At 72.0% G+C, this 22,237-nt stretch carries 20 protein-coding genes; 15 read left to right on the top strand and 5 right to left on the bottom strand.

Annotated features, from left to right (window positions below; translation table 11 throughout):
- The first annotated feature begins 49 nt into the window (after positions 1 to 49).
- A complete protein-coding gene (locus tag ABT340_RS21420) occupies positions 50 to 694 on the top strand; it encodes an FMN-dependent NADH-azoreductase (protein ID WP_352012547.1) in 645 nt (214 codons plus the stop codon).
- Complete coding sequence (locus ABT340_RS21415) at positions 691 to 1,008, top strand: DMT family transporter (protein WP_352012546.1); 318 nt, start codon at positions 691 to 693, stop codon at positions 1,006 to 1,008. Before ABT340_RS21420 ends, ABT340_RS21415 begins: the two co-directional genes overlap by 4 nt.
- 61 nt (positions 1,009 to 1,069) lie before the next feature.
- Here the strand turns inward: ABT340_RS21415 and ABT340_RS21410 are convergent, their stop codons facing one another.
- The 3 genes from ABT340_RS21410 to ABT340_RS21400 all read right to left on the bottom strand — a co-directional run bounded on the left by ABT340_RS21410 (position 1,070) and on the right by ABT340_RS21400 (position 4,218).
- Positions 1,070 to 2,407 (bottom strand): RNA polymerase sigma factor, encoded by a 1,338-nt coding sequence (locus ABT340_RS21410; RefSeq protein WP_352012545.1) that lies wholly within the window; start codon positions 2,405 to 2,407, stop codon positions 1,070 to 1,072.
- A gap of 185 nt (positions 2,408 to 2,592) precedes the next feature.
- Entirely contained in the window at positions 2,593 to 2,994 is a 402-nt protein-coding gene (locus ABT340_RS21405) for a hypothetical protein (RefSeq protein WP_352012544.1), read from the bottom strand.
- A 48-nt stretch (positions 2,995 to 3,042) separates the two neighbouring features.
- Positions 3,043 to 4,218: an AMP-binding protein gene (locus ABT340_RS21400; protein WP_502992520.1), complete on the bottom strand. Its 1,176-nt coding sequence runs from the start codon at positions 4,216 to 4,218 to the stop codon at positions 3,043 to 3,045.
- Positions 4,219 to 4,352: 134 nt separating this feature from the next.
- Between ABT340_RS21400 and menB the strand changes: the two genes are divergently transcribed.
- From menB to clpB, 9 genes are all read left to right on the top strand, one after another.
- On the top strand, positions 4,353 to 5,198 hold the full coding sequence (menB, locus tag ABT340_RS21395) for a 1,4-dihydroxy-2-naphthoyl-CoA synthase (protein WP_352012710.1): 846 nt from the start codon (positions 4,353 to 4,355) through the stop codon (positions 5,196 to 5,198).
- 156 nt (positions 5,199 to 5,354) lie between these two features.
- Entirely contained in the window at positions 5,355 to 7,010 is a 1,656-nt protein-coding gene (gene menD / locus ABT340_RS21390) for a 2-succinyl-5-enolpyruvyl-6-hydroxy-3-cyclohexene-1-carboxylic-acid synthase (RefSeq protein WP_352012543.1), read from the top strand.
- Between the two features lie 85 nt (positions 7,011 to 7,095).
- On the top strand, positions 7,096 to 7,776 hold the full coding sequence (locus tag ABT340_RS21385; protein ID WP_352012542.1) for a DedA family protein: 681 nt from the start codon (positions 7,096 to 7,098) through the stop codon (positions 7,774 to 7,776).
- Positions 7,777 to 7,860: 84 nt separating this feature from the next.
- On the top strand, positions 7,861 to 8,331 hold the full coding sequence (locus ABT340_RS21380) for a YflT domain-containing protein (protein ID WP_352012541.1): 471 nt from the start codon (positions 7,861 to 7,863) through the stop codon (positions 8,329 to 8,331).
- A 118-nt stretch (positions 8,332 to 8,449) separates the two neighbouring features.
- Positions 8,450 to 10,339 (top strand): molecular chaperone DnaK, encoded by a 1,890-nt coding sequence (dnaK, locus tag ABT340_RS21375; RefSeq protein WP_352012540.1) that lies wholly within the window; start codon positions 8,450 to 8,452, stop codon positions 10,337 to 10,339.
- Complete coding sequence (locus tag ABT340_RS21370) at positions 10,332 to 10,835, top strand: nucleotide exchange factor GrpE (protein WP_352012539.1); 504 nt, start codon at positions 10,332 to 10,334, stop codon at positions 10,833 to 10,835. The genes dnaK and ABT340_RS21370 overlap by 8 nt, the downstream gene beginning before the upstream one ends.
- On the top strand, positions 10,835 to 11,785 hold the full coding sequence (locus ABT340_RS21365) for a DnaJ C-terminal domain-containing protein (RefSeq protein ID WP_352012538.1): 951 nt from the start codon (positions 10,835 to 10,837) through the stop codon (positions 11,783 to 11,785). The genes ABT340_RS21370 and ABT340_RS21365 overlap by 1 nt, the downstream gene beginning before the upstream one ends.
- Positions 11,785 to 12,105 carry a chaperone modulator CbpM gene (locus ABT340_RS21360; RefSeq protein ID WP_352012537.1) on the top strand — a complete coding sequence of 107 codons (321 nt, stop codon included), beginning with the start codon at positions 11,785 to 11,787 and terminating at the stop codon, positions 12,103 to 12,105. Before ABT340_RS21365 ends, ABT340_RS21360 begins: the two co-directional genes overlap by 1 nt.
- A complete protein-coding gene (clpB, locus tag ABT340_RS21355; RefSeq protein ID WP_352012536.1) occupies positions 12,087 to 14,720 on the top strand; it encodes an ATP-dependent chaperone ClpB in 2,634 nt (877 codons plus the stop codon). The genes ABT340_RS21360 and clpB overlap by 19 nt, the downstream gene beginning before the upstream one ends.
- 281 nt (positions 14,721 to 15,001) lie before the next feature.
- On the opposite strand, the gene ABT340_RS21350 is transcribed toward clpB, so the two are convergent.
- Entirely contained in the window at positions 15,002 to 17,257 is a 2,256-nt protein-coding gene (locus ABT340_RS21350) for a helix-turn-helix transcriptional regulator (RefSeq protein WP_352012535.1), read from the bottom strand.
- A 281-nt stretch (positions 17,258 to 17,538) separates the two neighbouring features.
- Between ABT340_RS21350 and ABT340_RS21345 the strand changes: the two genes are divergently transcribed.
- Both ABT340_RS21345 and ABT340_RS21340 read left to right on the top strand, forming a co-directional pair.
- Complete coding sequence (locus ABT340_RS21345; protein ID WP_352012534.1) at positions 17,539 to 18,861, top strand: lanthionine synthetase LanC family protein; 1,323 nt, start codon at positions 17,539 to 17,541, stop codon at positions 18,859 to 18,861.
- A 108-nt stretch (positions 18,862 to 18,969) separates the two neighbouring features.
- Complete coding sequence (locus ABT340_RS21340; protein ID WP_352012533.1) at positions 18,970 to 19,863, top strand: glycoside hydrolase family protein; 894 nt, start codon at positions 18,970 to 18,972, stop codon at positions 19,861 to 19,863.
- Between the two features lie 37 nt (positions 19,864 to 19,900).
- On the opposite strand, the gene ABT340_RS21335 is transcribed toward ABT340_RS21340, so the two are convergent.
- On the bottom strand, positions 19,901 to 20,887 hold the full coding sequence (locus tag ABT340_RS21335; protein ID WP_352012532.1) for a sulfotransferase family protein: 987 nt from the start codon (positions 20,885 to 20,887) through the stop codon (positions 19,901 to 19,903).
- A gap of 108 nt (positions 20,888 to 20,995) precedes the next feature.
- Here ABT340_RS21335 and ABT340_RS21330 point away from each other — a divergent pair, with 108 nt between their 5' ends.
- Together ABT340_RS21330 and ABT340_RS21325 are read left to right on the top strand one after the other, a co-directional pair.
- Complete coding sequence (locus tag ABT340_RS21330) at positions 20,996 to 21,679, top strand: response regulator (RefSeq protein WP_352012531.1); 684 nt, start codon at positions 20,996 to 20,998, stop codon at positions 21,677 to 21,679.
- A gap of 62 nt (positions 21,680 to 21,741) precedes the next feature.
- Positions 21,742 to 22,194 carry a MarR family winged helix-turn-helix transcriptional regulator gene (locus ABT340_RS21325; RefSeq protein WP_352012530.1) on the top strand — a complete coding sequence of 151 codons (453 nt, stop codon included), beginning with the start codon at positions 21,742 to 21,744 and terminating at the stop codon, positions 22,192 to 22,194.
- The last annotated feature ends 43 nt before the right edge of the window (positions 22,195 to 22,237 follow it).

Raw genomic sequence — 22,237 nt, 5'->3', positions numbered from 1 at the left:
GTGATTAAGCGGACACAACGTCCGCTTTGGCATCGAGGATCGGAGAGCCGTGAGCCGCCTGCTGCATCTGGACGCCAGCGCCCGCCGTGCGTCCTTCTCCCGCACCCTGTCGGGGATCTACGCCGCTGCGTGGCGCGCGGCCAACCCGGAGGGCGGATACACCTACCGGGATCTGGCCGCCGACCCCGTCCCGCACATCGGGCAGGCCTGGACGGAGCTGTGCGACCGTGTCCTGGCCGGTCAGATCACCGACATCGGCCGCTACCACGAGGTGGTGAGCACCCCGGAACAGGCCGAGGCCTGGGCGGTGGTCGAACCGCTGCTCGACGAGCTGGTGGCCGCGGACGTCGTGCTGATCGGCACGCCGATGTACAACTTCTCCATCCCCTCGGCGCTGAAGGCCTGGATCGACCAGGTGACCTTCCCCAAGATGAAGCTCACCGGCCGGACGTTCGTCGTCGCGGGCGCGCGGGGCGGCGCCTACGGCCCCGGCACCCCCAGGGAGCCCTTCGACCACGAGGAACGCTATCTGCGTGACTTCTTCCTCGGGCACTTCGCCGTCGAGGACGTCACGTTCGTCCACGCCGAACTGGTCAACTCCCTGGTGGACCCGGCCCTCGCCGACCGGCGGGCCGTGCACGAGGGGTCCTACGCCGCCGCGCGGGAGCTGGCCGGGAAGCTGGCCGTCCGATGAGCTGGCTGCTGCTCATGGCGGCCGGGCTGGTGGAGATCGCCTGGTCGCAGAGCATCAAGCCGACCGAGGGGTTCACCCGGCCGCTGCCCACGCTGGTCTGTTTCGCGCTGGGGGCGCTGGCGGTGTGGCTGCTGTCGAAGGCCATGCAGCAGGGACTCCCCGTCGGCACCGCCTACGCCGTCTTCACGGGTATCGGCGCCGTCGGCGCGATCACCCTGGGGATCGTGCTGCACGGCGATCCCGTCGGGGCGGGGCGCGTCGCGGCCCTGGCGTTGATCGTCGGCGGGGTCGTGCTGGCCAGGGCGCTCGCCTGACCCCGGGCACGCGTGAGGGGCGTCGCGGACCGGTGGTCCACGACGCCCCTCACGAGCGGGTCTAGCTGGCCCAGTCGAGCAGCGGGCGGGTGTTGCTCGGGTGGCGCAGCTTCGACAGCGACTCCTTCTCCAGCTGGCGGATGCGCTCGCGCGTCAGGCCCAGGTGCTTGCCGATCTCGTCGAGGGTGTGAGGCTTGCCGTCGACGAGGCCGAAGCGCAGAGCCATGATCTTGGCCTCCCTGGGGGAGAGGTTGCCCAGCACGCCGCGCAGCTGCTCACCCAGCAGCTGACGGTCGACCACCTCGGACGCCTCGGGCGAGTCGACGTCCTCGATGAGGTCGCCGATGGTGGTCTCGCCGTCGTCGCCGATGGTCGCGTTGAGGCTGATCGGCTGGCGGCTGGTGCGCAGCAGTTCCTCGATCTGGTCGGGGGTCTTGTCCAGCTCGACCGCCAGTTCCTCCGGGGTGGGCTCACGGCCGAGACGCTGGTGCATGTCACGCTCGACGCGCGACAGCTTGGAGAGCATCTCCAGCACGTGCACGGGAAGGCGGATGGTGCGCGCGGAGTCGGCGAACCCACGCTGGATGGCCTGGCGGATCCACCACATGGCGTAGGTGGAGAACTTGTAGCCCTTGGTGTAGTCGAACTTCTCGACTGCGCGGATCAGGCCCAGATTGCCCTCCTGGACCACGTCGAGCAACGCCATGCCACGGTCGGTGTACTTCTTGGCGACCGAGACGACCAGGCGGAGGTTGGCCTCAAGCATGTGGTCCTTGGCGCGGCGGCCGTCCTCGGCGATCCATTCGAGGTCGTCGCGCATGGCGGCGGGCAGGCCGGGCTCGGCCTCAAGCTTGGACTCGGCGTACAGCCCCGCCTCGATCCGCTTGGCCAGCTCGACCTCCTGGGCGGCGGTGAGCAGGGTGCGCCTGCCGATCGACTTGAGGTAGGTGTGCACCGAGTCGCCCATGACCGAGGACTGGTCGTCCAGGTCCATGGTCTGCTCGGCCTCGAGCTCGGCCTCCTCGGGGGCCCACTCCTCCTCGCCGATCTCCGGCTCGGCCTCGGCGGGGGCCCCGGCGGTCTCGGCCTTCTTGGCGGTGGTCCTGGCGGCCCTGGTGGTGGCCTTGGCGGGCGCGGCCTTCGCCTTGCGGGTGGTCCGGCGCCCGGCGGTCTTCTTGGACGCGCCGCTGAGCGCGGGCTCGTCCTCGGCGGCCAGGATGACGCCGGCCTCGGTGAGCTCCCGCAGGATCGAGCGGCCCTCCGTGGGGCTGGTCCCGGACTCCGCGAAGGCGTGGCGCAGCTCCGCGAGCGAAAGGTGACCCTGGACTCGCCCTCGGTCAAGGAGCTTCTCAAGGGGCGTCGGGGCCTCCGATGAGGTCGCCACGGCGGTTTGGGGCATGAGGACACCTCCTCCATCACGGAGTCGTCTGCTTACAGATTGTCGGGTGGGGCGGCCTGCGGGCCGCTCAGCGCACCAGTACCAATAACCCCAGTCAAGAACTTTATGTTCCCGACTTGACGGGGAAAATAAGATGGGCGGATCGTCCCGAGGCGGTCCGTTCCGTCATCAGCCGTGGTCAGGGGCTATTCGATCCCCTCCACCCGGCTTCCGGAGGGCCCCGCCGGGTCGTCGGCCTCGGGCATGGGGAAGGGGCTCGCCTCCTGCAGGCGCTGCTCGGTCCAGTAGGTCGTGACCGACCCCGGGTCGGGGTTGACGTCCCTGGAGACCACGGACCCGTCGTCGGGCGCCGACGTGGGCGCGGAGGAGGGTGCGGACGTCGGCTCGGAGCGCGATGCGTCGTCGTCGGCCTGCGGCTGCGCCGTCTGCCGCGTCGCCGGTGACACCGCGGGCCCGGAGCCGGACTCCACGACCCTCCAGATCTTCTCCACCCGGCCGGCGGAGGCGGCGGCCGTCACGGAGACGCCGCCCACGAGGATCACGCCGACGACTCCAGCGGAGACCAACGCCTTGCGGGTGATATGCATGGGGTCGTCCCTTCTGTCGCGGCTGTCTGTTTGACGTGCCGGGTCTCCTCACGGTTCCCGATCACGACCATAACGGAGGGCGGCGAGATTCGGCTTGCCATTGGGCAGAAGTGGTATTTCGGACATCACGACCAGCTCGGCGGGGGCCGCGCAGGCGGGGAGCCGTTCCTTGACGAAGGCCCGCAGCTCGGCCAGCGACGGCGGGTCGGGGGAGACGACGACGGCCACGACGCGCTCGCCCCACTCCGGATCGGGGCGGCCGACCACGACGGCGTCGGCGATCGCGGGGTGCTCGGCCACGGCGGCGGCGGCCACGGCGGCGACGACCTTCTCGCCGCCGGTGTTGATGACGTCGTCGCAGCGGCCGAGCACGCGCAGGCCCCCGCCGTCCATGACGCCGAGGTCGGAGGTGACGAACCAGTCGCCGTCGAGGGCCGAGGCGGTCAGCTCGGGCCGCAGCCGGTAGCCGGAGAACAGCACCGGGCCCGCGACGCGAATCCGCCCGTCGTCGCCAATCTTGAGATCTACATTGTAAAGGGGGGCGCCGTCGTAGACGCACCCGCCACAGGTCTCGCTCATCCCATAGCTGAGCACCACCCGCGCGCCCGCGGCCCTGGCCTCCTCGACCAGCCCCGGCGGCGGCGCCGCGCCCCCCAGCAGGATCGTGTCGAACACCGACAGGTCGGCGTCCAGCAGCCGACGCAGTTGCGTCGGAACCAGCGAGACGTGCCGGGCGCCGCTGGAGAGCACCGCCTCGGGGGAGAAGCCCTCGTGCACGATCGGTTCCGTCCCGCCGACCAGTGACCTGACCAGGACCTGAAGCCCCGAGACGTGGGAGGGGGGCAGGCAGCAGAGCCAGCGCTCGCCGGGCCGGGCGCCCAGACGGCGCAGCGAGGCCGAGGCGGAGGCGCGCAGGGCCGCGGCCGACAGCTGGACCCCCTTCGGCGCCCCGGTCGTGCCGCTGGTGGCGATGACGACGGCCACCTCGCCGGGCACCCCCACACCGTGCTCGCGCCGTACACCGTTGACATGGGTGGGGCGCAGGGCGTCGAGCGTGGCCCGCAGCGCGGAGGCGGGCAGGGCGGGAGACAGGGGAAGCACCGCGGGGCCGCCGTCGAGCGCGGCGCCGACCGCCCTGAACAGCTCCGGTCCCGGCGGCAGCACGAGCGCGTGCAGCTCCCGCCACCCGCAGGACGACTCCGCGTGCACAGGACCGTTCGTCACAGTCGTAAGGTTAGTGCCGGGAAAACGGACGGCAGCCGGGCGGGTCCCGGCGAGGCGGAAGGGACGCAGTCATCGTGAGCACGGAGCAGGCGGTGCCGGGCACGGACGGGCGGGCGAAGGGCGAGGCCAGGCCCATGCCGGAGAGCGTCCAGGTGCGCGCCGCCGACTGGAGGCGCTCCGGGGACTACGAGGACATCGTCTACGAGACCGCCGAGGGCATCGCGAAGATCACGATCAACCGGCCGGAGCGGCACAACGCCTTCCGCCCGACGACGCTCTTCGAGCTCAGGGACGCCTTCAACGTCGCCCAGGAGGACTCGGAGATCGGTGTGATCATTCTCACCGGCGCGGGCGACCGGGCCTTCTGCTCGGGCGGCGACCAGAAGATCCGCGGTGACGACGGCTACGTCGACAAGTCGACCCCGCACGTGGGCAGGCTGAACGTGCTGGACCTGCAGGTGCAGATCCGCCGCTGCCCCAAGCCGGTCATCGCGATGATCGCCGGCTACGCGATCGGCGGCGGTCACGTGCTGCACGTCTGCTGCGACCTGTCCATCGCCGCGGACAACGCGGTCTTCGGCCAGACCGGGCCCAAGGTCGGCTCCTTCGACGGCGGCTACGGGTCCTGGCTGCTCGCCGAGACCGTCGGCCTGAAGCGGGCCCGTGAGATCTGGTACCTGTGCCGTCAGTACGACGCCGAGACCGCCCTCGGCTGGGGCCTGGTCAACACGGTCGTCCCGCTGGAGCGCCTGGAGGAGGAGACGGTCGCCTGGGCCAGGGAGATGCTGGAGAAGTCCCCGCTGGCCCTGCGCATGCTCAAGGGCGCGCTGAACGCGGTCACCGACGGCGCGGCGGGCATGCAGCAGTTCGCCGGCGACGCCACCCTGCTCTTCTACATGAGCGAGGAGGCGCAGGAGGGCCGCGACGCCTTCAAGGAGAAGCGCACCCCCGACTTCGGCAAGTTCCCGCGCAGGCCGTGAGCCGCAGGCGATTCCAGCGATGAGGCGAAACCGGCCCGTCCCCGCAGTGCGCCGCCCCGGCGCGGTGAGGACGGCGCCGGTCCGCCGTCAGCCGTCGTGTCCGTCCTTTCGGACACGGCTTCTCTCAGCACGACGACGACCAGAGGAGGCAGTGCGGTGAATCCCGCCACCGCGCTCGCGACCGTGCTGGTCGACGAACTCGTACGCTGCGGTCTCACCGAGGTGGTGCTCGCGCCGGGCTCACGCTCGGCTCCGCTCGCACTCGCCGCGCACGCCGACAGCCGCGTACGGCTGCACGTGCGCATCGACGAGCGCTCGGCGGCCTTCCTCGCCCTCGGACTGGCCAAGCGCGGCGGCCGGCCGGTCGCGCTGATGTGCACCTCGGGCACCGCCGCGGCGAACTTCCACCCCGCGGTCGTCGAGGCGCACGAGTCGGGGGTGCCGCTGCTGCTGCTCACCGCCGACCGGCCGCCCGAGCTGCGCGACACCGGCGCCAGCCAGACCATCGACCAGATCAAGATGTACGGCACCGCGGTCCGCTGGTTCAGCGAGGTCGGCGTGCCCGAGGACCGGCCTGGGCAGGTCGCCTACTGGCGTTCCCTGGCCTGCCGCGCCTACCAGCGTTCACTCGGCCCGGCCGACCCCGGCCCGGTCCACCTCAACCTCGCCTTCCGTGAGCCGCTCGTCCCGGACGGCGACGTCTCCTGGAGCGAGTCCCTCGAGGGCGACGCCAACGGGCCGTGGGTCCGCGCCAGGGTCGCGCCTCCCGCGGCCGCGCTGCACCTGCCGCCGACCCGAAGGGGCGTGCTCGTCGTCGGGGACGGCGCCGCCAACATGCGCAGATACGTGGCGGCGGCCGGCATGGCCGGATGGCCGGTCCTGTCGGAGCCGAACGGCGGCGCCCGCTACGGCGACCACGCGGTCTCGACCTACCACTTCCTGCTCGGCACCCCCGAGTTCGCCGACCGGCACCGTCCGGACGTGGTGGTCACCCTGGGCCGTCCCGGCCTGTCCAGGCCGCTGCTGAACTGGCTCAGGCACGCCGAGGAGCACATCGTCGTCGCCCCCGACCTGTCCCGCTGGCCCGACCCGACCCGTTCCGCGACCCAGGTGGCGCAGGCGGTCGAGATCCCGGTCGCGGCCGGGGACGACGACTGGCTGCGCTCGTGGCGGCGCGCGGACACGGCGGCCAGGGCGGCGATCGACGAGGTGCTCGACGCGGGCGGGCTCAGCGAGCCGCGCCTGGCCAGGGACCTGGCCGAGCAGCTGCCCAACGGGGCGCTGCTGTTCTCCGGCTCGTCCATGCCGATCCGTGACCTCGACCAGGCGATGCGCCCGAGGAGGGGGCTGCGGATCCTGTCCAACCGGGGCGCGGCGGGGATCGACGGCGTGGTGTCCTCCGCGATGGGCGCGGCGCTGGCGCACAACGGCCCCTCCTACGCGCTGATGGGCGACCTGACGTTCCTGCACGACCAGAACGGGCTGATCCTCGGCCCCCGCGAGCCCCGCCCCGACCTGTGCCTGGTCGTGGTGAACAACGACGGGGGCGGGATCTTCTCGCTGCTGCCCCAGGCCGCGCTGCGCGACCCCTTCGAACGGGTCTTCGGCACCTCGCACGGAGTGGACCTGTCCCACGTCGCGGCGGCGACCGGCACGCCGTACACCTTCGTCGGGGAGGCGGAACAGCTGCCCAAGGCGTTGCGCGGGGAGGGGGTGCGCATCGTCGAGGTCCACACGGACCGGGAGCCGAACGCGGTGCTGCACGCCGCGCTGCGCGAGGCGGCCCACACCGCGATCCACGGCGTCCTGTGAGGGCCTGACACCGGCCCCTGTGAGGCCGGGTGCGGCCGGGCGAGGCCGGATGAGATCGGGGAGACGACGCAATAAGGTGACGGGCATGCATGTCGACGAGTTGCTCCAGGCGATTCCCGCGGTGTGGATCTACGTCCTGGTCGGTCTGGTGATCGGGATCGAGAGCCTGGGCATCCCGCTGCCCGGCGAGATCGTCCTGGTCAGCTCCGCGCTGCTGGCGGCCAAGGGCGTGGTCGACCCGCTGTGGGTCGGCGCCTGCGCCGGCGTCGGCGCGATCGTCGGCGACTCGATCGGCTACGCCGTCGGGCGCAGGGGCGGCAAGCCGATGTTCGACCGGCTCGGACGCAGGTTCCCCAAGCACTTCGGGCCGGAGCACATCGGCAGGGCCGAACGCTACTTCCACCGCTACGGCATGTGGACGGTCTTCCTCGGCAGGTTCGTCGCGCTGCTGCGCATCCTGGCGGGGCCGCTGGCCGGGGCGCTGCGCATGCCGTACTGGAGGTTCCTGGTCGCCAACGTGCTCGGCGGGATCGTCTGGGCGGGCGGGACCACCGCGGTGATCTACTACCTGGGCATGGCCGCCGAGCGGTGGCTGCGGGGCTTCTCCTGGGTCGCGCTGGTCGTCGCGTTGCTGTTCGGCGTCGCGACCACGCTGTTCGTCAAGCGCAGGGCCGCGCGGGCGGTGGCCGAGACGTCCGGGGAGCCCGGGGTGGCCGAGGGGGACCCGGAGGCCGGACAGGCGGGCAGTCCGGTCGGCGCGGGCTGATCTGCTACCAGACCTGGGGATGTGCGCCGGGCCGCGGGCCGGTCACGCTGAGTCGGTACGGACTCACCGTGGAGGGGAGGCGGCATGCTATCCGATCAGACCTTGACCGGCTATGAACCGGTAGCCACCTACGGCCGTTACGAGGAGGCCCAGCGGGCCGTCGACTACCTGTCGGACCAGCGTTTTCCCGTCCAGCACGCGATGATCGTCGGGATGGACCTGCGGATGGTCGAGAAGGTGCTCGGGCGGCTGACCTACCTGCGCGCCGCGGGGATGGGGGCGGCGACCGGTGCCTGGATCGGACTGCTGATCGGCCTGTTCTTCGCGATCTTCACCCCCGGCAGGTTCCCCTGGATCCTGGTCCTGTGGAGCGTGATCTGGGGTGTGGTCGCCGGAGCCATCTTCGGGCTCATCGCCCACGCCTTCACCGGCGGCAGGAGGGACTTCCTCTCGTCGAGCGCCATCGTCGCCAACCGCTACGAGCTGCGGGTGACGACGCCCCAGGCCGCCGAGGCCCGCAGGCTGCTAGAGACCGGCATACCCCAGCACACCTAGGGCGGCGACCGCCCGCGGGGTTCACACCGGGTCGCGCCTCAGGGGCCCGCCCGTCGGATCCGAGGACGCGGCCCCGCGCGCCGTACGGCCGTCGCGGGAGGCCCAGAAGGAGACCAGCATGGCTAAGGCAGTCGGGATCGACCTGGGGACGACCAACTCGGTGATCGCCACGATGGAGGGCGACAAGCCCACGGTGATCGCCAACGCCGAGGGGTCGCGGACGACCCCGTCGGTCGTCGCCTTCACCGAGGACGGCGAACGCCTGGTCGGGCAGCTGGCCCGTCGGCAGGCGATCCTCAACCCGAAGGGGACGATCTACTCGGCCAAGCGTTTCATCGGCCGCCGCTACGACGAGGTCACCACCGAGATGCACGCCGTGTCGTTCGACGTGGTGCCGGGGCCGGACGACGCGGTCCGTTTCGACGTGCGCGGCAAGATGTACGCCCCGGAGGAGATCTCCGCCCTGATCCTGCGCAAACTCGTCGACGACGCCTCCAAGTTCCTCGGGGAGAAGGTCACCGAGGCGGTCATCACCGTGCCCGCCTACTTCAACGACTCCCAGCGCCAGGCCACCAAGGACGCGGGGAAGATCGCCGGTCTTGAGGTGCTGAGGATCGTCAACGAGCCGACCGCCGCGGCCCTGGCCTACGGGCTCGACCGAAAGGAGAACGAGACGGTGCTCGTCTTCGACCTGGGCGGCGGAACGTTCGACGTCAGCATCCTGACCATCGGGGACGGCGTCGTCGAGGTACGTTCGACCGCGGGCGACACCCACCTCGGCGGTGACGACTTCGACCGGCGCATCGTCGACTACCTCGCCGACGAGTTCCAGCGGGACACCGGCGTCGACCTGCGCGCCGACCCCCAGGCTCTGCAACGGCTCTTCGAGGCGGCGGAGAAGGCGAAGGTCGAGCTGTCCTCGGTCTCCCAGACGCAGATCAACCTGCCCTTCATCACGGCCGACGCCTCGGGCCCCAAGCACCTGAACACCACGCTGCGCCGGGCGACGTTCGAGGACATCACCTCCGACCTGCTGGAACGCTGCAAGGGGCCGGTCGAGCAGGCCATGGCCGACGCGCGGCTGAGCACCGGGGACATCGACGAGGTGATCCTGGTCGGCGGATCGACCAGGATGCCCGCCGTACAGGCCCTGGTGCGCAGGATGACCGGGGGCAAGGAACCGAACATGACGGTCAACCCCGACGAGGTCGTCGCGCTCGGCGCGGCGGTGCAGGCGGCCGTCATCAAGGGCGAGCTGAAGGACGTCGTCCTGCTGGACGTGACGCCCCTCTCGCTCGGCATCGAGACCCTCGGCGGCATCATGACGAAGGTCATCGACCGCAACACGACGATCCCCGCCCGCCGTTCCGAGGTGTTCAGCACCGCCGAGGACAACCAGAACGCGGTGGACGTCGTGGTGCTGCAGGGCGAGCGCGAACGCGCCGGGGACAACCGGGTGCTCGGCCGCTTCAGGCTGGAGAACATCAGGCCCGCGCCGCGCGGTGTTCCCCAGGTCGAGGTCACCTTCGACGTCGACGCCAACGGGATCCTGAACGTCTCGGCCAAGGACAAGGACACCGGCGCCGAGCAGCGCATCACCATCAGTGAGAGCTCGACCCTCGACACGGGCGAGGTCGAGCGGATGGTCGCCGACGCCGAACGGCACCGGGAGGAGGACCTGCGGCTGCGGCAGGTCGTGGACGCGCGCAACGAGCTCGACAGTGTCGCCTACCAGGTGGAGCGGCGGCTTTCCGAGCTGGGGGAGGCCGTGCCGGTCCATGAGAAGGCTCGGGCCGAGATGCTCGTCTCCGACGCCAGGGAGACGGTCAGGCAGCAGGAGACACCGATCGACCGGCTGCGCTCGCTGACCGGCGAGCTGCAACAGGTCTACCAGGGCCTGGGCACGGTCTCGGCCTCCGGCGGCCAGAGCGGCCAGGGCCCGCAGGGGGCTCAGGGCGGCGGCAGGGACGACGACGTCATCGACGCGGAGTTCACGACCGATGAGTGAGGAACCCCGCGACGACGAGGCCGTGAGGCAGGAACCCGACGGCCTCCAGGAGCGCGTCACCGAGCTTCAGGACGAGGTGGCCGAGCTCCAGGACCGGTGGCGGCGAGCCCTGGCCGACCTCGACAACCTGCGCAAACGGGTCAGCCGTGACGCGTCTCGGGTGCGGGAGGAGGAAAGGGCCAGGGCGGCGGCCGAATGGCTTCCGGTGCTGGACAACCTGGAGCGCGCCCTCGAACACGCCGGAAACGACCCCTCCTCCGTCGCCGAGGGGCTGCGGGCCATCCACGAGCAGGCTCTCGACGTGCTGGCCCGCCTGGGCTTCCCGCGCCGCGACGACACCGGCGCGAGGTTCGACCCCGCCAGGCACGAGGCGGTCGGCGTGCTCAGCCAGGAGGGCACACCGGACGGGACCGTCCTGCACGTGGTGCAGCCCGCCTACGGGGACGGTGAACGGCAACTGCGGCCCGCGACGGTCGTCGTCTCCAAGGCGGAATGATGCCGGCAGCCCGGGACTTCTACGAGATCCTCGGCCTGCAGCGCAACGCGAGCCAGGAGGACATCCAGCGCGCCTACCGCAAACTTGCGCGGGCCAACCACCCCGACGTCAACAAGGACCCCGAGGCCGAGGACCGCTTCAAGGACATCTCCGAGGCCTACAGCGTCCTGTCCGATCCCAAGACCCGCCGCCGCTACGACGCGTTCGGCCCCGACTTCCGCCAGGTCCCCGAGGACGTGGACCCCGAGACCTGGGCCCGTGCCGGGGCGGGACGCGCGGGGGCAGGGCGGGGCGGCCGGGGGAGCGGCTGGCCCGGTCAGGGCCCCTCCGGCTTCGGGGAGGGCGTCGACATCGACGACCTGCTGGAGGGACTCTTCTCCGGCAGGGCGGGCGGCGCGGGCAGGGCGGGCCCCGGATGGGGGCCCATCCCCGGCGCCGACCAGGAGGCCGAGCTGGAGCTGAGCGTCGAGGACGCCTACCGGGGCGGCCGTAAGTCCCTCACCGTCGGGGGCCGCAGGATCGAGGTCCGCATCCCCGCAGGGGTGACCGACGGCCGGCGGATCCGCCTGGCGGGCCAGGGCGGCAGGGGCGGTGACGGGGCACCCCCCGGAGACCTCTACCTGATCGTCAGGATCGCGCCGCATCCCCGTTACCGGGTCGAGGGCCGCGACATCCACATCCGGCTCCCGATCACGCCCTGGGAGGGGGCGCTCGGCGCGGCCGTCGCCGTCGAGACACCGGGCGGCGAGACCAAGGTCAAGGTGCCGCCGGGCACGTCGAGCGGGCGGCGGCTACGGCTGCGCGGCCGGGGCATGCCCAGTCCGAGGGAAGGCCCCGGCGACCTGTTCGCCGAGATACAGATCATGGTGCCGCCACGGCCGACCGACGAGGAGAGGCAGCTGTTCGAGCAGCTCGCGGCGGTGTCGGAGTTCGACCCGAGGAGGCGGTGATGCCCTACGCCCTGACCAGGCCGCGGCGCCTGGACATCGAGTCGTTCGCCCGCCTGACCGGCACGCACCCCGACCTGGTGCGCCGCCTGGTCGTCCTCGGCGTGCTCGACGCGCAGCGGGACGCGGCGGGAGAGCTGTGGTTCCCGCTCTCCCAGCTGCCGGCCATGGCCAGGGTCCAGCGGCTGCGCGCCGGGTTCGCCCTCAACTACGCGGCCCTCGGCCTGGTGGTCGACCTTCTGGACCGCATCGCCGAGCTGGAGAGCGCCGCGCGTGGGCGCTCCCGCACCCCGGGAGGACCGAAGTGGACGTCAACCAGCTGACGCAGAAGTCGCAGGAGGCGCTGCACGACGCGCAGACCAAGGCCCTGCGCCACGGGCACACCGACGTCGACGGCGAGCACCTGCTGCAGGCGCTGCTCGACCAGCCGGACGGGCTGATCCCACGGCTGCTCCTGAACGCCTCCGTCGACACCGACCGGCTCGGCGCCGACCTGGAGGCGGCGCTGAACCGGATGCCGAGGGTCAGCGGGCCGGGCGTCGAACCCGGTCAGGTCCGGGTGACCCAGCGCCTTTCCCGGCTGCTGGAGACGGCCAAGCGGGAGGCCGACCGGCTCAAGGACGAGTACGTCTCCGTCGAGCATCTGCTCGTCTCCCTGATCGAGGAGGGCGAGACGACGCCCGCCGGTCGGCTGCTGCGCCAGCAGGGGCTGACCAGGGACTCCTTCCTGCAGGCGCTCACCGCCATCCGCGGAAACCAGCGCGTCACCTCGGCGATGCCCGAGGTCGCCTACGAGGCGCTGACCAAGTACGGGCGGGACCTGGTGGCCGACGCCGCCGCGGGCAGGCTCGACCCGGTCATCGGGCGCGACGCCGAGATCCGCCGCGTCATCCAGATCCTGTCCCGCAAGAGCAAGAACAACCCGGTGCTGGTCGGCGACCCCGGAGTCGGCAAGACCGCCATCGTCGAGGGACTCGCCCAGCGGATCAGCAACGGCGACGTGCCCGAGGGCCTGCGGGACAAGGTGGTCTTCAGCCTCGACATGGGATCCCTGGTCGCCGGGGCGAAGTACCGGGGGGAGTTCGAGGAACGGCTCAAGGCCGTGCTCACCGAGGTGGTGGCCGCGGAGGGCCGCATCCTGCTGTTCGTCGACGAACTGCACACGGTCGTCGGGGCGGGCGCGGCCGAGGGCGCCATGGACGCGGGCAACATGCTCAAGCCCATGCTGGCCCGCGGCGAGCTGCACATGATCGGCGCGACGACGCTTGAGGAGTACCGCAAGCACATCGAGAAGGACGCCGCCCTGGAACGCCGCTTCCAGCCCGTCACGGTCGACGAGCCCTCCGTCGAGGACGCCGTCTCGATCCTGCGTGGCCTGCGCGAACGGCTGGAGGTCTTCCACGGGGTGACGATCCAGGACGCCGCCCTGGTGGCCGCCGTGGTGCTGAGCCACCGCTACATCTCCGACCGCTTCCTGCCGGACAAGGCCATCGACCTGGTCGACGAGGCCTGCGCGATGCTCAGGACCGAGATCGACTCGATGCCCGCCGAGCTCGACGAGCTCACCCGCAGGGTGATGCGCCTGGAGATCGAGGAGGCCGCGCTGGGCAAGGAGGAGGACCAGCAGAGCCTGGCCCGCCTCGACGAGCTGCGCAGGGAGTTGTCCGACCTGCGCGCGGAGGCCGACGCCATGCGCGCCCAGTGGGAGGCCGAACGGCACGCGCTGCGCGGCGTCCAGGGGTTGCGCGAGGAACTGGAGAACGTGCGCGCCGAGGCGGAGCGGGCCGAGCGTGACTACGACCTCAACCGTGCCGCCGAGCTGCGGCACGGCAGACTGCCCGAGCTGGAACGGCGGCTGAAGGCCGAGGAGGAACGCCTGCGCAGCAAGCAGGGGGTCGCCAGGCTGCTGCGCGAGGTGGTCACCGAGGAGGAGATCGCACTGATCGTCTCCAGGTGGACGGGCATCCCGGTGAGCCGCCTGCAGGAGGGCGAGCGCGAGAAGCTCCTGCACCTGGACGAGGTCCTGCACGAGCGGGTGATCGGCCAGGACGAGGCCGTGCAGACGGTCTCCGACGCCATCATCAGGGCCCGCTCGGGGATCAAGGACCCGCGCCGCCCGATCGGGTCGTTCATCTTCCTCGGACCGACCGGGGTGGGCAAGACCGAGCTGGCCAAGGCGCTGGCCGCGGCGTTGTTCGACACCGAGGACAACATGATCCGCATCGACATGAGCGAGTACCAGGAGCGGCACACCGTCAGCCGCCTCGTCGGCGCCCCGCCCGGTTACGTGGGCTACGAGGAGGGCGGCCAGCTCACCGAGGCCGTACGGCGCAAGCCGTACTCGGTGGTGCTCTTCGACGAGATCGAGAAGGCGCACCCCGACGTGTTCAACACGCTGCTGCAGGTCCTCGACGACGGGCGGCTCACCGACGCGCAGGGCAGGACCGTCGACTTCCGCAACACGGTGCTGATCATGACCTCCAACATCGGCTCGGTCTACCTGCTTGAGGGCGTCACCTCAAGCGGGGAGATCAAACAGGACGCCCAGGAGCTGGTGATGGCGGACCTGCGTTCGCACTTCCGCCCCGAGTTCCTCAACCGCGTCGACGACATCGTGATCTTCAAGCCGCTCACCGAGGAGGAGATCGAGCGCATCGTGGGCCTGATGTTCGGCGACCTGCGCGCGCGGCTCGGCGAGCGGGGCATCCTGCTGGAGGTCTCCGAGGACGCCACCAGACACATCGCCGAACGGGGCTACGACCCCGTGTACGGCGCCCGCCCGCTGAGGCGCTTCATCGCCAAGGAGGTCGAGACCCGCATCGGGCGCGCCCTGCTGCTCGGCGACGCGCACGAGGGCGCGGTGATCCGGGTCGGCATGGCCGGGGGGGAGCTCGTGGTCACCGTCGCCCAGGAGACCGAGACGGCCAAGGTGGCCTGAAGCTCACCGGCTGACCCGCCGGTGGAGAAGGCTTTTGGCCGGAGACCCTACCGGCGCCGTGCGCGAGGGGGTTTCCGGCTTGGGCGCCGTCGGTGCTTGGACTGAGGAACGCAGGAGCGCAGCGACGGAGTGACGAGGGAAAGCACCGACTCGGAGGCGCCCAAGCCCCGCGACGCCGCCAGGCGGAGCAAGGAGACACAGTGACGAGGGAAAGTGCCGACTCGGGGCGCCCAAGCCCGCGACGCCGCCAGGCGGAGCAAGGAGACACAGCCAGACACAACCTAGGGACCGCCCCGGCCAAGGGTGAGCCTGGTCAGCTCGACCCGCGAGTGGATGTCCAGTTTGCGGAAGATCTGACGCAGGTGGAAGGCGACGGTGTGCTCGCTGATGAACATCTGCTCGGCGGCCTGGCGGTTGGTCAGCCCCTCGGCGACGAGGCCGCAGACAGCCAGTTCGGTGCCGGTCAGGCTGTCCCAGCCGGAGACGGGGTGGTCGGTGGTGACCCAGTGGCGGCGGCGTTCCCCGAGGGCGCGCAGCCTGCCGCGAACCCGGGCCGCGTCGCGCAGCGCCCCCACCTCGTCGTAGCGGGACAGCGCGTCGTCCAGGGCCCGTACCGCCAGGTCGCGGCAGCCGCCGTCGGAGCCGAGCAGTACCCCGAGGTCCTCGGCGGCCGAGGCGCGGGCCCACGGGTCGGTGTGCCCGTCCACGGCGCGGCCGAGCGCCTGCCGGTCGCGTTCGCGCAGGCCCCGGGCGTGGACCGCGGAGATCGCGGGGTTGGGCAGGCCGGGGTTGCGGCGGGCGATGTCCTCGGCGGCGCCGACCACGGCGTCGGCCCTGCGTGTGTCGTCGACGGCCATGGCCACCCGCACCAGCCAGGCGGCGGCGGCCGGTTCGCTGGTCAGCGCCCCGGTGTGCCGGGGCAGCGCGTCGTAGACCCGGCCGAGGGAGCTCATCCCGCCCGCGGCCCCGTCCAGGGCCTCGCTGATGCGGCCCGCCGCCAGTTCCGAGCGCAGCCGTGTGTACGGCGGCGCGTCCCGTGCTCCCCGCGCCAGTTCGCTCTCCAGGCATCTGATCGCCCTGGGCAGGTCTCCCGCCCGCAGTGACGCGGTGCCGAGCACGGACAGGGCGGAGGAGGTCAGGGACGGCACGCGCAGGGCCTCGGCGGCGGTCAGGCCGGTCTCCGCCCGCGCGATCGCGCTGCCGAACCGCCCGGCGGCCAGGTCGAGGCGGGCGCGCAGCAGCGGGATCTCCACGGCCCACTCGGGGTGGCGGGCCGCCTGCGTCTCCGCGTCGGCCGTGACGGCCTCGGCCTCATCGAGCAGCCACAGGTCGATGAGCATCGTGGCCAGTACGGCCCTGGGCCCGGGGTGGTGCCCGGCGCCCGGCCGCTCCACGGCCTCGCGGGCCAGGTCCAGGCCGTGGGAGAGCCTGCCCTCGTCCCAGGCCAGCAGGGCGGGCAGCATCAGCGTCTCGGTGTTGGCGCCGCCGTTCACCCGGTGCCGCCCGGCGACCGGTACGGCCCGTTCGATCTGGCCGTGCAGCGCCCGCCGTACGGGGGCGGGGACCGTCTCGACGACCGAGCGCCACAGCAGTTCGTGCCGGAAGGTCAGTTCCTCGGGGGTGGCGTCCAGCACGCCCGCGGCCAAAGCCTCCTCAAGGGCGGGCAACAGGGCGGCGGGGGTCTCGCCGAGCATCTCGGCGGCGTAGGCGGGGGAGAAGGACCGGCCGAGTACGGCCGCCGCCTCAAGCAGGTGCCTGGTCCTGGTGCTGACCTCCTCAAGGCGCCGCCGTACCGCGGTGTGCACGCGGCGGGGCAGCGTGGGGCCGGTCAGCCTGGCGAGGCCGTCCTCGACCTTGACCGCGTTCTCCTCGCGCAGCCCGGTGAGCAGTTCGACGAGCAGGAACGGGTTTCCCCCCGCCTGCGCGGCCAGGGCCGTCAGTTCCTCGTCCGGTGGCGCCCCGAGCGTGTCGGCGGCCACCTGGGCCACCGCCTGCCCGCACAGGGGGCGCAGTGTGACCGTCGCGGCCCCCTCGCGCCGCAGCAGGCCGAACAGGCGGGCGTCGTCGGTGCCCTCCACGGGGCGGCGGGCCAGCAGCCAGGCCAGGGGGAGGCCGGTCAGCTGGGCGGGCAGCGCGCGCAGTGCCATGAGTGTGGCGGGGTCGGCCCAGTGCAGGTCGTCGAGGGTCACCAGCAGCGGTCCCCGCTTCGCGCGCCGTTCGAGCGCGTCGCGCACCTGATCGGCCAGCCACATCAGCAGGCTCGGCGCGTCGGGCACGGCGTTCCTGGTGACGGCGGCGGCGGAGGGGGACTCGTCGAGGGCGGACAGCAGCGGCCCCAGTGGGGTCAGCCTGCCGAGCATGTCGGCTCTTCCTGAGACGACGGCCGCCCCCGTGCCGGGGGCGGCGGCGCACGCCTCGGCGAGCAGGAGGCTCTTGCCCGTTCCCGGTTCGCCTTCGACGAGGATCACGTTGCCCGGGGCTCCCGCGGTCTCCAGCAGCCGCAGGACCGTCGCCCACTCAGGGGCCCGGCCGCGCATCGTCCTGTCCGAGATCCGAGATCATATAGGCGATTTTCTCCCCGATGTCCACTTCCATCATGCCCTTGGGTGGCGAAACGGCTCGTCAAGAGAGGTTCAGGGTTGGGAGTGGACGGGTGTGATCGCCCGGTTACCGCATATCGCCTCCGGTGCGTGAAGGCGCGTAGTAGCCTGCCTTCGAGACCCGGGTAAACGTCATCCACCTCGCATGTTCCAGTATTACCTATTGATCCTGTAGGAAAAGGGGGTAAACTGGTGGTCCCCCGCACGAAGGAGCCGCCATGAGCCCGGAACCTGGGACAGAGAGCCCCTTGCGCGCGGCGACCGAGGCCGCGAGATGGATCCGCTCCGCGGCGGTCGACGACGAGCGGGGACGGCACTGGAAGGCCAACCCCGACCCACGGGGCAAGGCCGCCCTGACCGGCCATCCGCTCTCGCTCTACTCGGGCGCGGCGGGCATCGTCCTGTTCTTCCTCGAACTGGCCGCGGCGACCGGCGACGAGAGCTACCTCGACGACGCCAGGGCCGGAGCCCGCTACCTCGCGGCCACCTGGCGCGAACAGGCCGACCTGTCCCTGCACCACGGCCTGGCGGGGGTGATGTTCACCCTGGCGGAGGCGGGATGGGCCGTCGGGGAGGAGGCCTTCGAGGCCGAGGCGGTCGCGGTCGCCGACCACGTCGTGCGCAGCGCCCGCTCGATCGACGGGGGCCTCGGCTGGACGGGCGACCCGGCCCAGCGTGGCGACGGCGGCGTCATCCTGGCCCTGCTGCACGCCTCCGGCATCCTGGGCGTCCCCGCCTACCAGGAGGTCGCCGTCGAGGCGGGCACCCGCATCGCCGAGCTCGCCGTACCCGGCCATCGCTTCGGTCACGGCGCGTGCGGCGACCTGCCGCTGGACGCCGTCACGCCCGGCTTCCTGTCCGGCACCGCGGGCACCGCCTTCCTGCTGGCCCGCCTCTACGGCCTGACCGGGCAGACCCGCTTCCTCGGCGCGGCGCGCAGGGGGGCCGACTTCGTCCGCGCGGTGAGCGCCGTGAGCGAGCGGTGCGCTCTGGTCCCGCACCACATCCCGCAGGGCCGCGACCTGCACTATCTCGGCTTCTGTTCGGGTTCGGCGGGCGTGGCGCGGATGTTCTACGAGCTGTACCGGGTCGCGGGCGACGCCGGAGACCTCGACTGGGTCGAGCGGCTGGCCAGAGGCATCGTCCGCAGCGGCGTGCCCGGCCGCCAGACCGAGGGCTACTGGAACGTGGCCTGCCAGTGCTGCGGCACCGCGGGCCTGGTCGAGCTGTTCGTCGGCCTCTGGGCGGCGACGGGCCGCCCCGCCCACCTGGAGTTCGCCTGCGAGCTCGGCGACAACCTCATCGGCAGGGCCGCCGGGCACGACGAGCGCGGATCGCGCTGGTACCAGGCCTACCGCAGGTTACGCCCCTGGGAGGTCACCGCGGACACCGGCTACATGGTCGGGGCGGCGGGGATCGGGGCGGCGCTGCTCCACCTGGACGCGACCGCGCGTCCCGAGGAGGCGCGCAGGCTCCTGCTGCCGCCGGACAATCCCTTCCCCGCCATCCCGTTCCCGGCGGCGACGCTCCGCAGGCCCTGACCGTCTCACCGACCTGTGCCTCGTGGCCGTCAAGGGACGGCCAAAACTCGTGACCATGATTGGTGATTCCCCGTGAGCGCTGCCGAAGCCCTGCCTAGCGTCGATGACGTGCTGACATTCGACGATCTCCTGCCCGACCCCGCCCGCTCCGCCGTGGCCGTCGAACCACCACGGGCGGCACCGGGCCACTGGGCGGGCGCGCCCAGCGCGGTCGCGGCCGACGGGCTGATCTATCTGGCCTACCGGTTGCGCAGACCGGTCGGCGAGGGACGCGGTTACGCGGTCGTCGTCGCCAGGTCCCGCGACGGCGAACGTTTCGAGACCCTGGTCACGGTCACCCAGCAGGAGATGGACACCGAGTCGCTGGAGCGCCCCACACTGGTGCGCACCCCGCAGGGCCGCTGGCGGCTCTACCTCAGCTGCGCCACCCACGGCACCAAGCACTGGCGGGTCGAGGTGCTCGAAGCGGACGACCCCGCCGGGTTCGACCCCGCGGTGCGCCAGGTCGTGCTGCCCGGCGACCCCAAGACCGGCGTCAAGGACCCCGTCATCGTACGGCGCGGCGGCCTGTGGCACCTGTGGGCCTCCTGCCACCCCCTGGCCGACCCCGACGAGGCCGACCGCATGGTGAGCGACTACGCGACCAGCGCGGACGGGATCGAGTGGACCTGGCAGGGCACGGCGCTCAGCGGAAGGCCGGGGATGTGGGACGCCCGCGGAGCCCGGATCTCGGCCGTCCGCTTCGTGGGCGAACAGGTCGTGGCCCTGTACGACGGCCGGTCCTCGGCACTGGAGAACTACGAGGAGCGCACGGGGGTGGCGACCGGCACCGACCCGGCGGAGCTGACCCCCCGGGGGACCGGCCCGGCCGCATTCTCCCCGCACGCCGGCGGCGGCCTGCGCTATGTGAACGTCGTGGACCTGCCGGACGGCGGGCGGCGGCTCTACTACGAGTACACCCGTGCGGACGGTGCCCACGAACTGCGCACCGAACTGCGCTGAGCGCCGGGTTCCCGGGGCTCTCCCGGGAACCCGGCGCTCACACCTGCGGGCGCCCGTTCCTGGCCTGGCGCTGACCGTCGGGACGGGTGCCGACCAGGCCGCCGGAACGCTCCCGGGGCAGCAGCCAGTCGCTGAAGTCCTCCCCGGTCACCCGCTGCAGCAGCGCCACGTCCTCGGCGAAGTGGCCGATCAGCTGCTCGCGCTGCTCCCAGGTCAGCGGACGCCGGGCGCGGGCGCGCTGCTGCAGGCGCCGTTCGAGGGGGTCGGTGAGGGCGCCGCTGATCCGGGGCGGCAGGAATCGGCCGACCGCGGCCCCGGTGCGGAGCACCCTCGACAGCGCCCGGTGGGTGCGGGTCGGCTCGGGGTGGGCGGTCACGTTCTCCCTGGGCACCTCGGTGATCAGCCCGGGTTCGGCCCCCAGGAAACGGCAGATCCGGTCGAGGGTGGCGACGGGCCTGTCGACCAGGTCCCGGTACCGGAAGATCAGCACCTGCTCGCGGGGGAACAGCGTGAACAGGTGCTCGAGCTGCTCGCCGTACCGGCCGAGCGCGAGATAGTGCCAGAACGGCGCCCAGCCCGCCGCGATCCTGTGCTCCTCCTCGGCGCAGGCCTCGACCACGTCGCCGACCGGCTCAAGCCCGGCCGACCACAGGTGCGTCCAGTTGGAGTGTGCCCGCTCGACCGGGTCGCGCAGCGCCGCGATCAGCCGGACGCCGGGGATGGTCTTCCTGATGCGCCGCTGGGCGGCCCGGTCGTAGAGGTAGAACGGGGTCGACTCCCCTCTGGGCACCCCGGCCGGCGCCCGCGCGAACAGTGCCTCGTAGTCCTCACGCCGCCAGAGGTGCTCACGGTAGGTCTGGGCGTCGCCCGGCCCGCCCCTGGTGGGCGGCGGGCCGTCGCTGAGGAAGAACTTCGGTTCCTTCACGGGGGACAGGAAGAGCCCGGGATGACGGGACAGCGCGGCGTGCAGGGCCGTCGTCCCGGACTTGGGGGCGCCGATCGTGAGGAAGTCTGGCAGCGGCATCGTATTACCCCTAATTCCTACTTATTTTATCGCAAATATAGCTCTTCCTGGGGCGAAGACAAGCGCCCGGGTGGCCCGGGGGAGGCCCGGTTGGCTAGCCTGACCGCCATGACCGCCTCGCAGCCCTGGACGGTCGGCGTGCTCATCGCCGACGACGACCCGCTGGTGCGCGCGGGCCTGTCGATGATGCTGCGCGGCGCCCCCGACATCCGGGTGGTCGCCGAGGCCGGTGACGGCGCCGAGGTGCTGCCTCTGGTCTCCCGGCACGCCCCCGACGTCGTCCTGATGGACATCCGGATGCCCGTCATGGACGGCCTGAGCGCGACCGAGGCCCTGCGGGCCAGGGCGGGAGCGCCCGAGGTCGTCGTCCTGACCACCTTCGACGCCGACGAGCACGTGCTGCGCGCGCTGCGTGCCGGAGCCGCGGGCTTCCTGCTGAAGGACACCCCGCCGGAGGAGATCGTGGCCGCGGTGCGTCAGGTGGCCAGGGGCCTGCCCGTACTGTCCCCGGCGGTGACCAGGCGCCTCATCGCCCGGGTCGCCGACACCGGCCGCGACCGGCACCGCGCCCGAGCCCTGGAACGCCTCGCGGCGCTGAACGACCGCGAGCGCGAGGTCGCCCTCGCCCTCGCCGGAGGCAGGTCGAACGCCGAGATCGGGGCGCTGCTGCACCTCAGCGTCCCCACGGTCAAGACCCACGTCTCCGGCGTCCTGGCCAAGCTCGGCCTCAACAACCGGGTCCAGATCGCGTTGCTCGTGCACGACGCGGGACTGCTCGACGACCGGGAGTGAGAGGCGCCGCCGTACGCCCGGCCGTCATGACGGTGAAACGGCCGGGCGGCTAGCATGACCGCATGGAACCCCGGCACATGCGGCTCGTGCTCGGCGGGGGCTCCCTGGTCAGCCAGGTCGGCCGTGATCTGCGCGCGGCGACCGAGGCCCAGCTGACGCCCTTCGACGTCACCACCCAGCAGGCCGCCGTCCTGCTGCACGCCGCGCGGCACGAGAGCAGCCCGAACCAGCTCGCCGCGCAGCTCGGCACCGACACCGCGGGCATGACCAGGCTGCTCGACCGTCTGGAGGCCAAGGGCCTCATCCTGCGGAGCCCCCGTCTGGGCGACCGCAGGTCCGTCGTCATCGAGCTCACCGGGGAGGGGCGGGAGCTGGTTCCCCGCCTGATGCCGGTCTTCCGGCACATCGCCCACAGGCTCCTGGAGGGCTTCTCCGACGATGAGGTCGAGCAACTGCTGGCGCTGCTGCAGCGGATGCTCGGCAACCTCGGCGGCCCGGCCACGGCCAGTCAGTGAATCTACTTTGTAAAGGGCCAAGGCCTGTGCAACGAAAGAGGGG

The sequence above is a fragment of the Streptosporangium sp. NPDC000239 genome (genome assembly GCF_040300765.1).
Lineage (GTDB): Bacteria > Actinomycetota > Actinomycetes > Streptosporangiales > Streptosporangiaceae > Streptosporangium.
The sequence above is the reverse complement of the archived record's forward strand: the minus strand, read 5'-3'. Positions and strand labels throughout refer to the sequence as shown.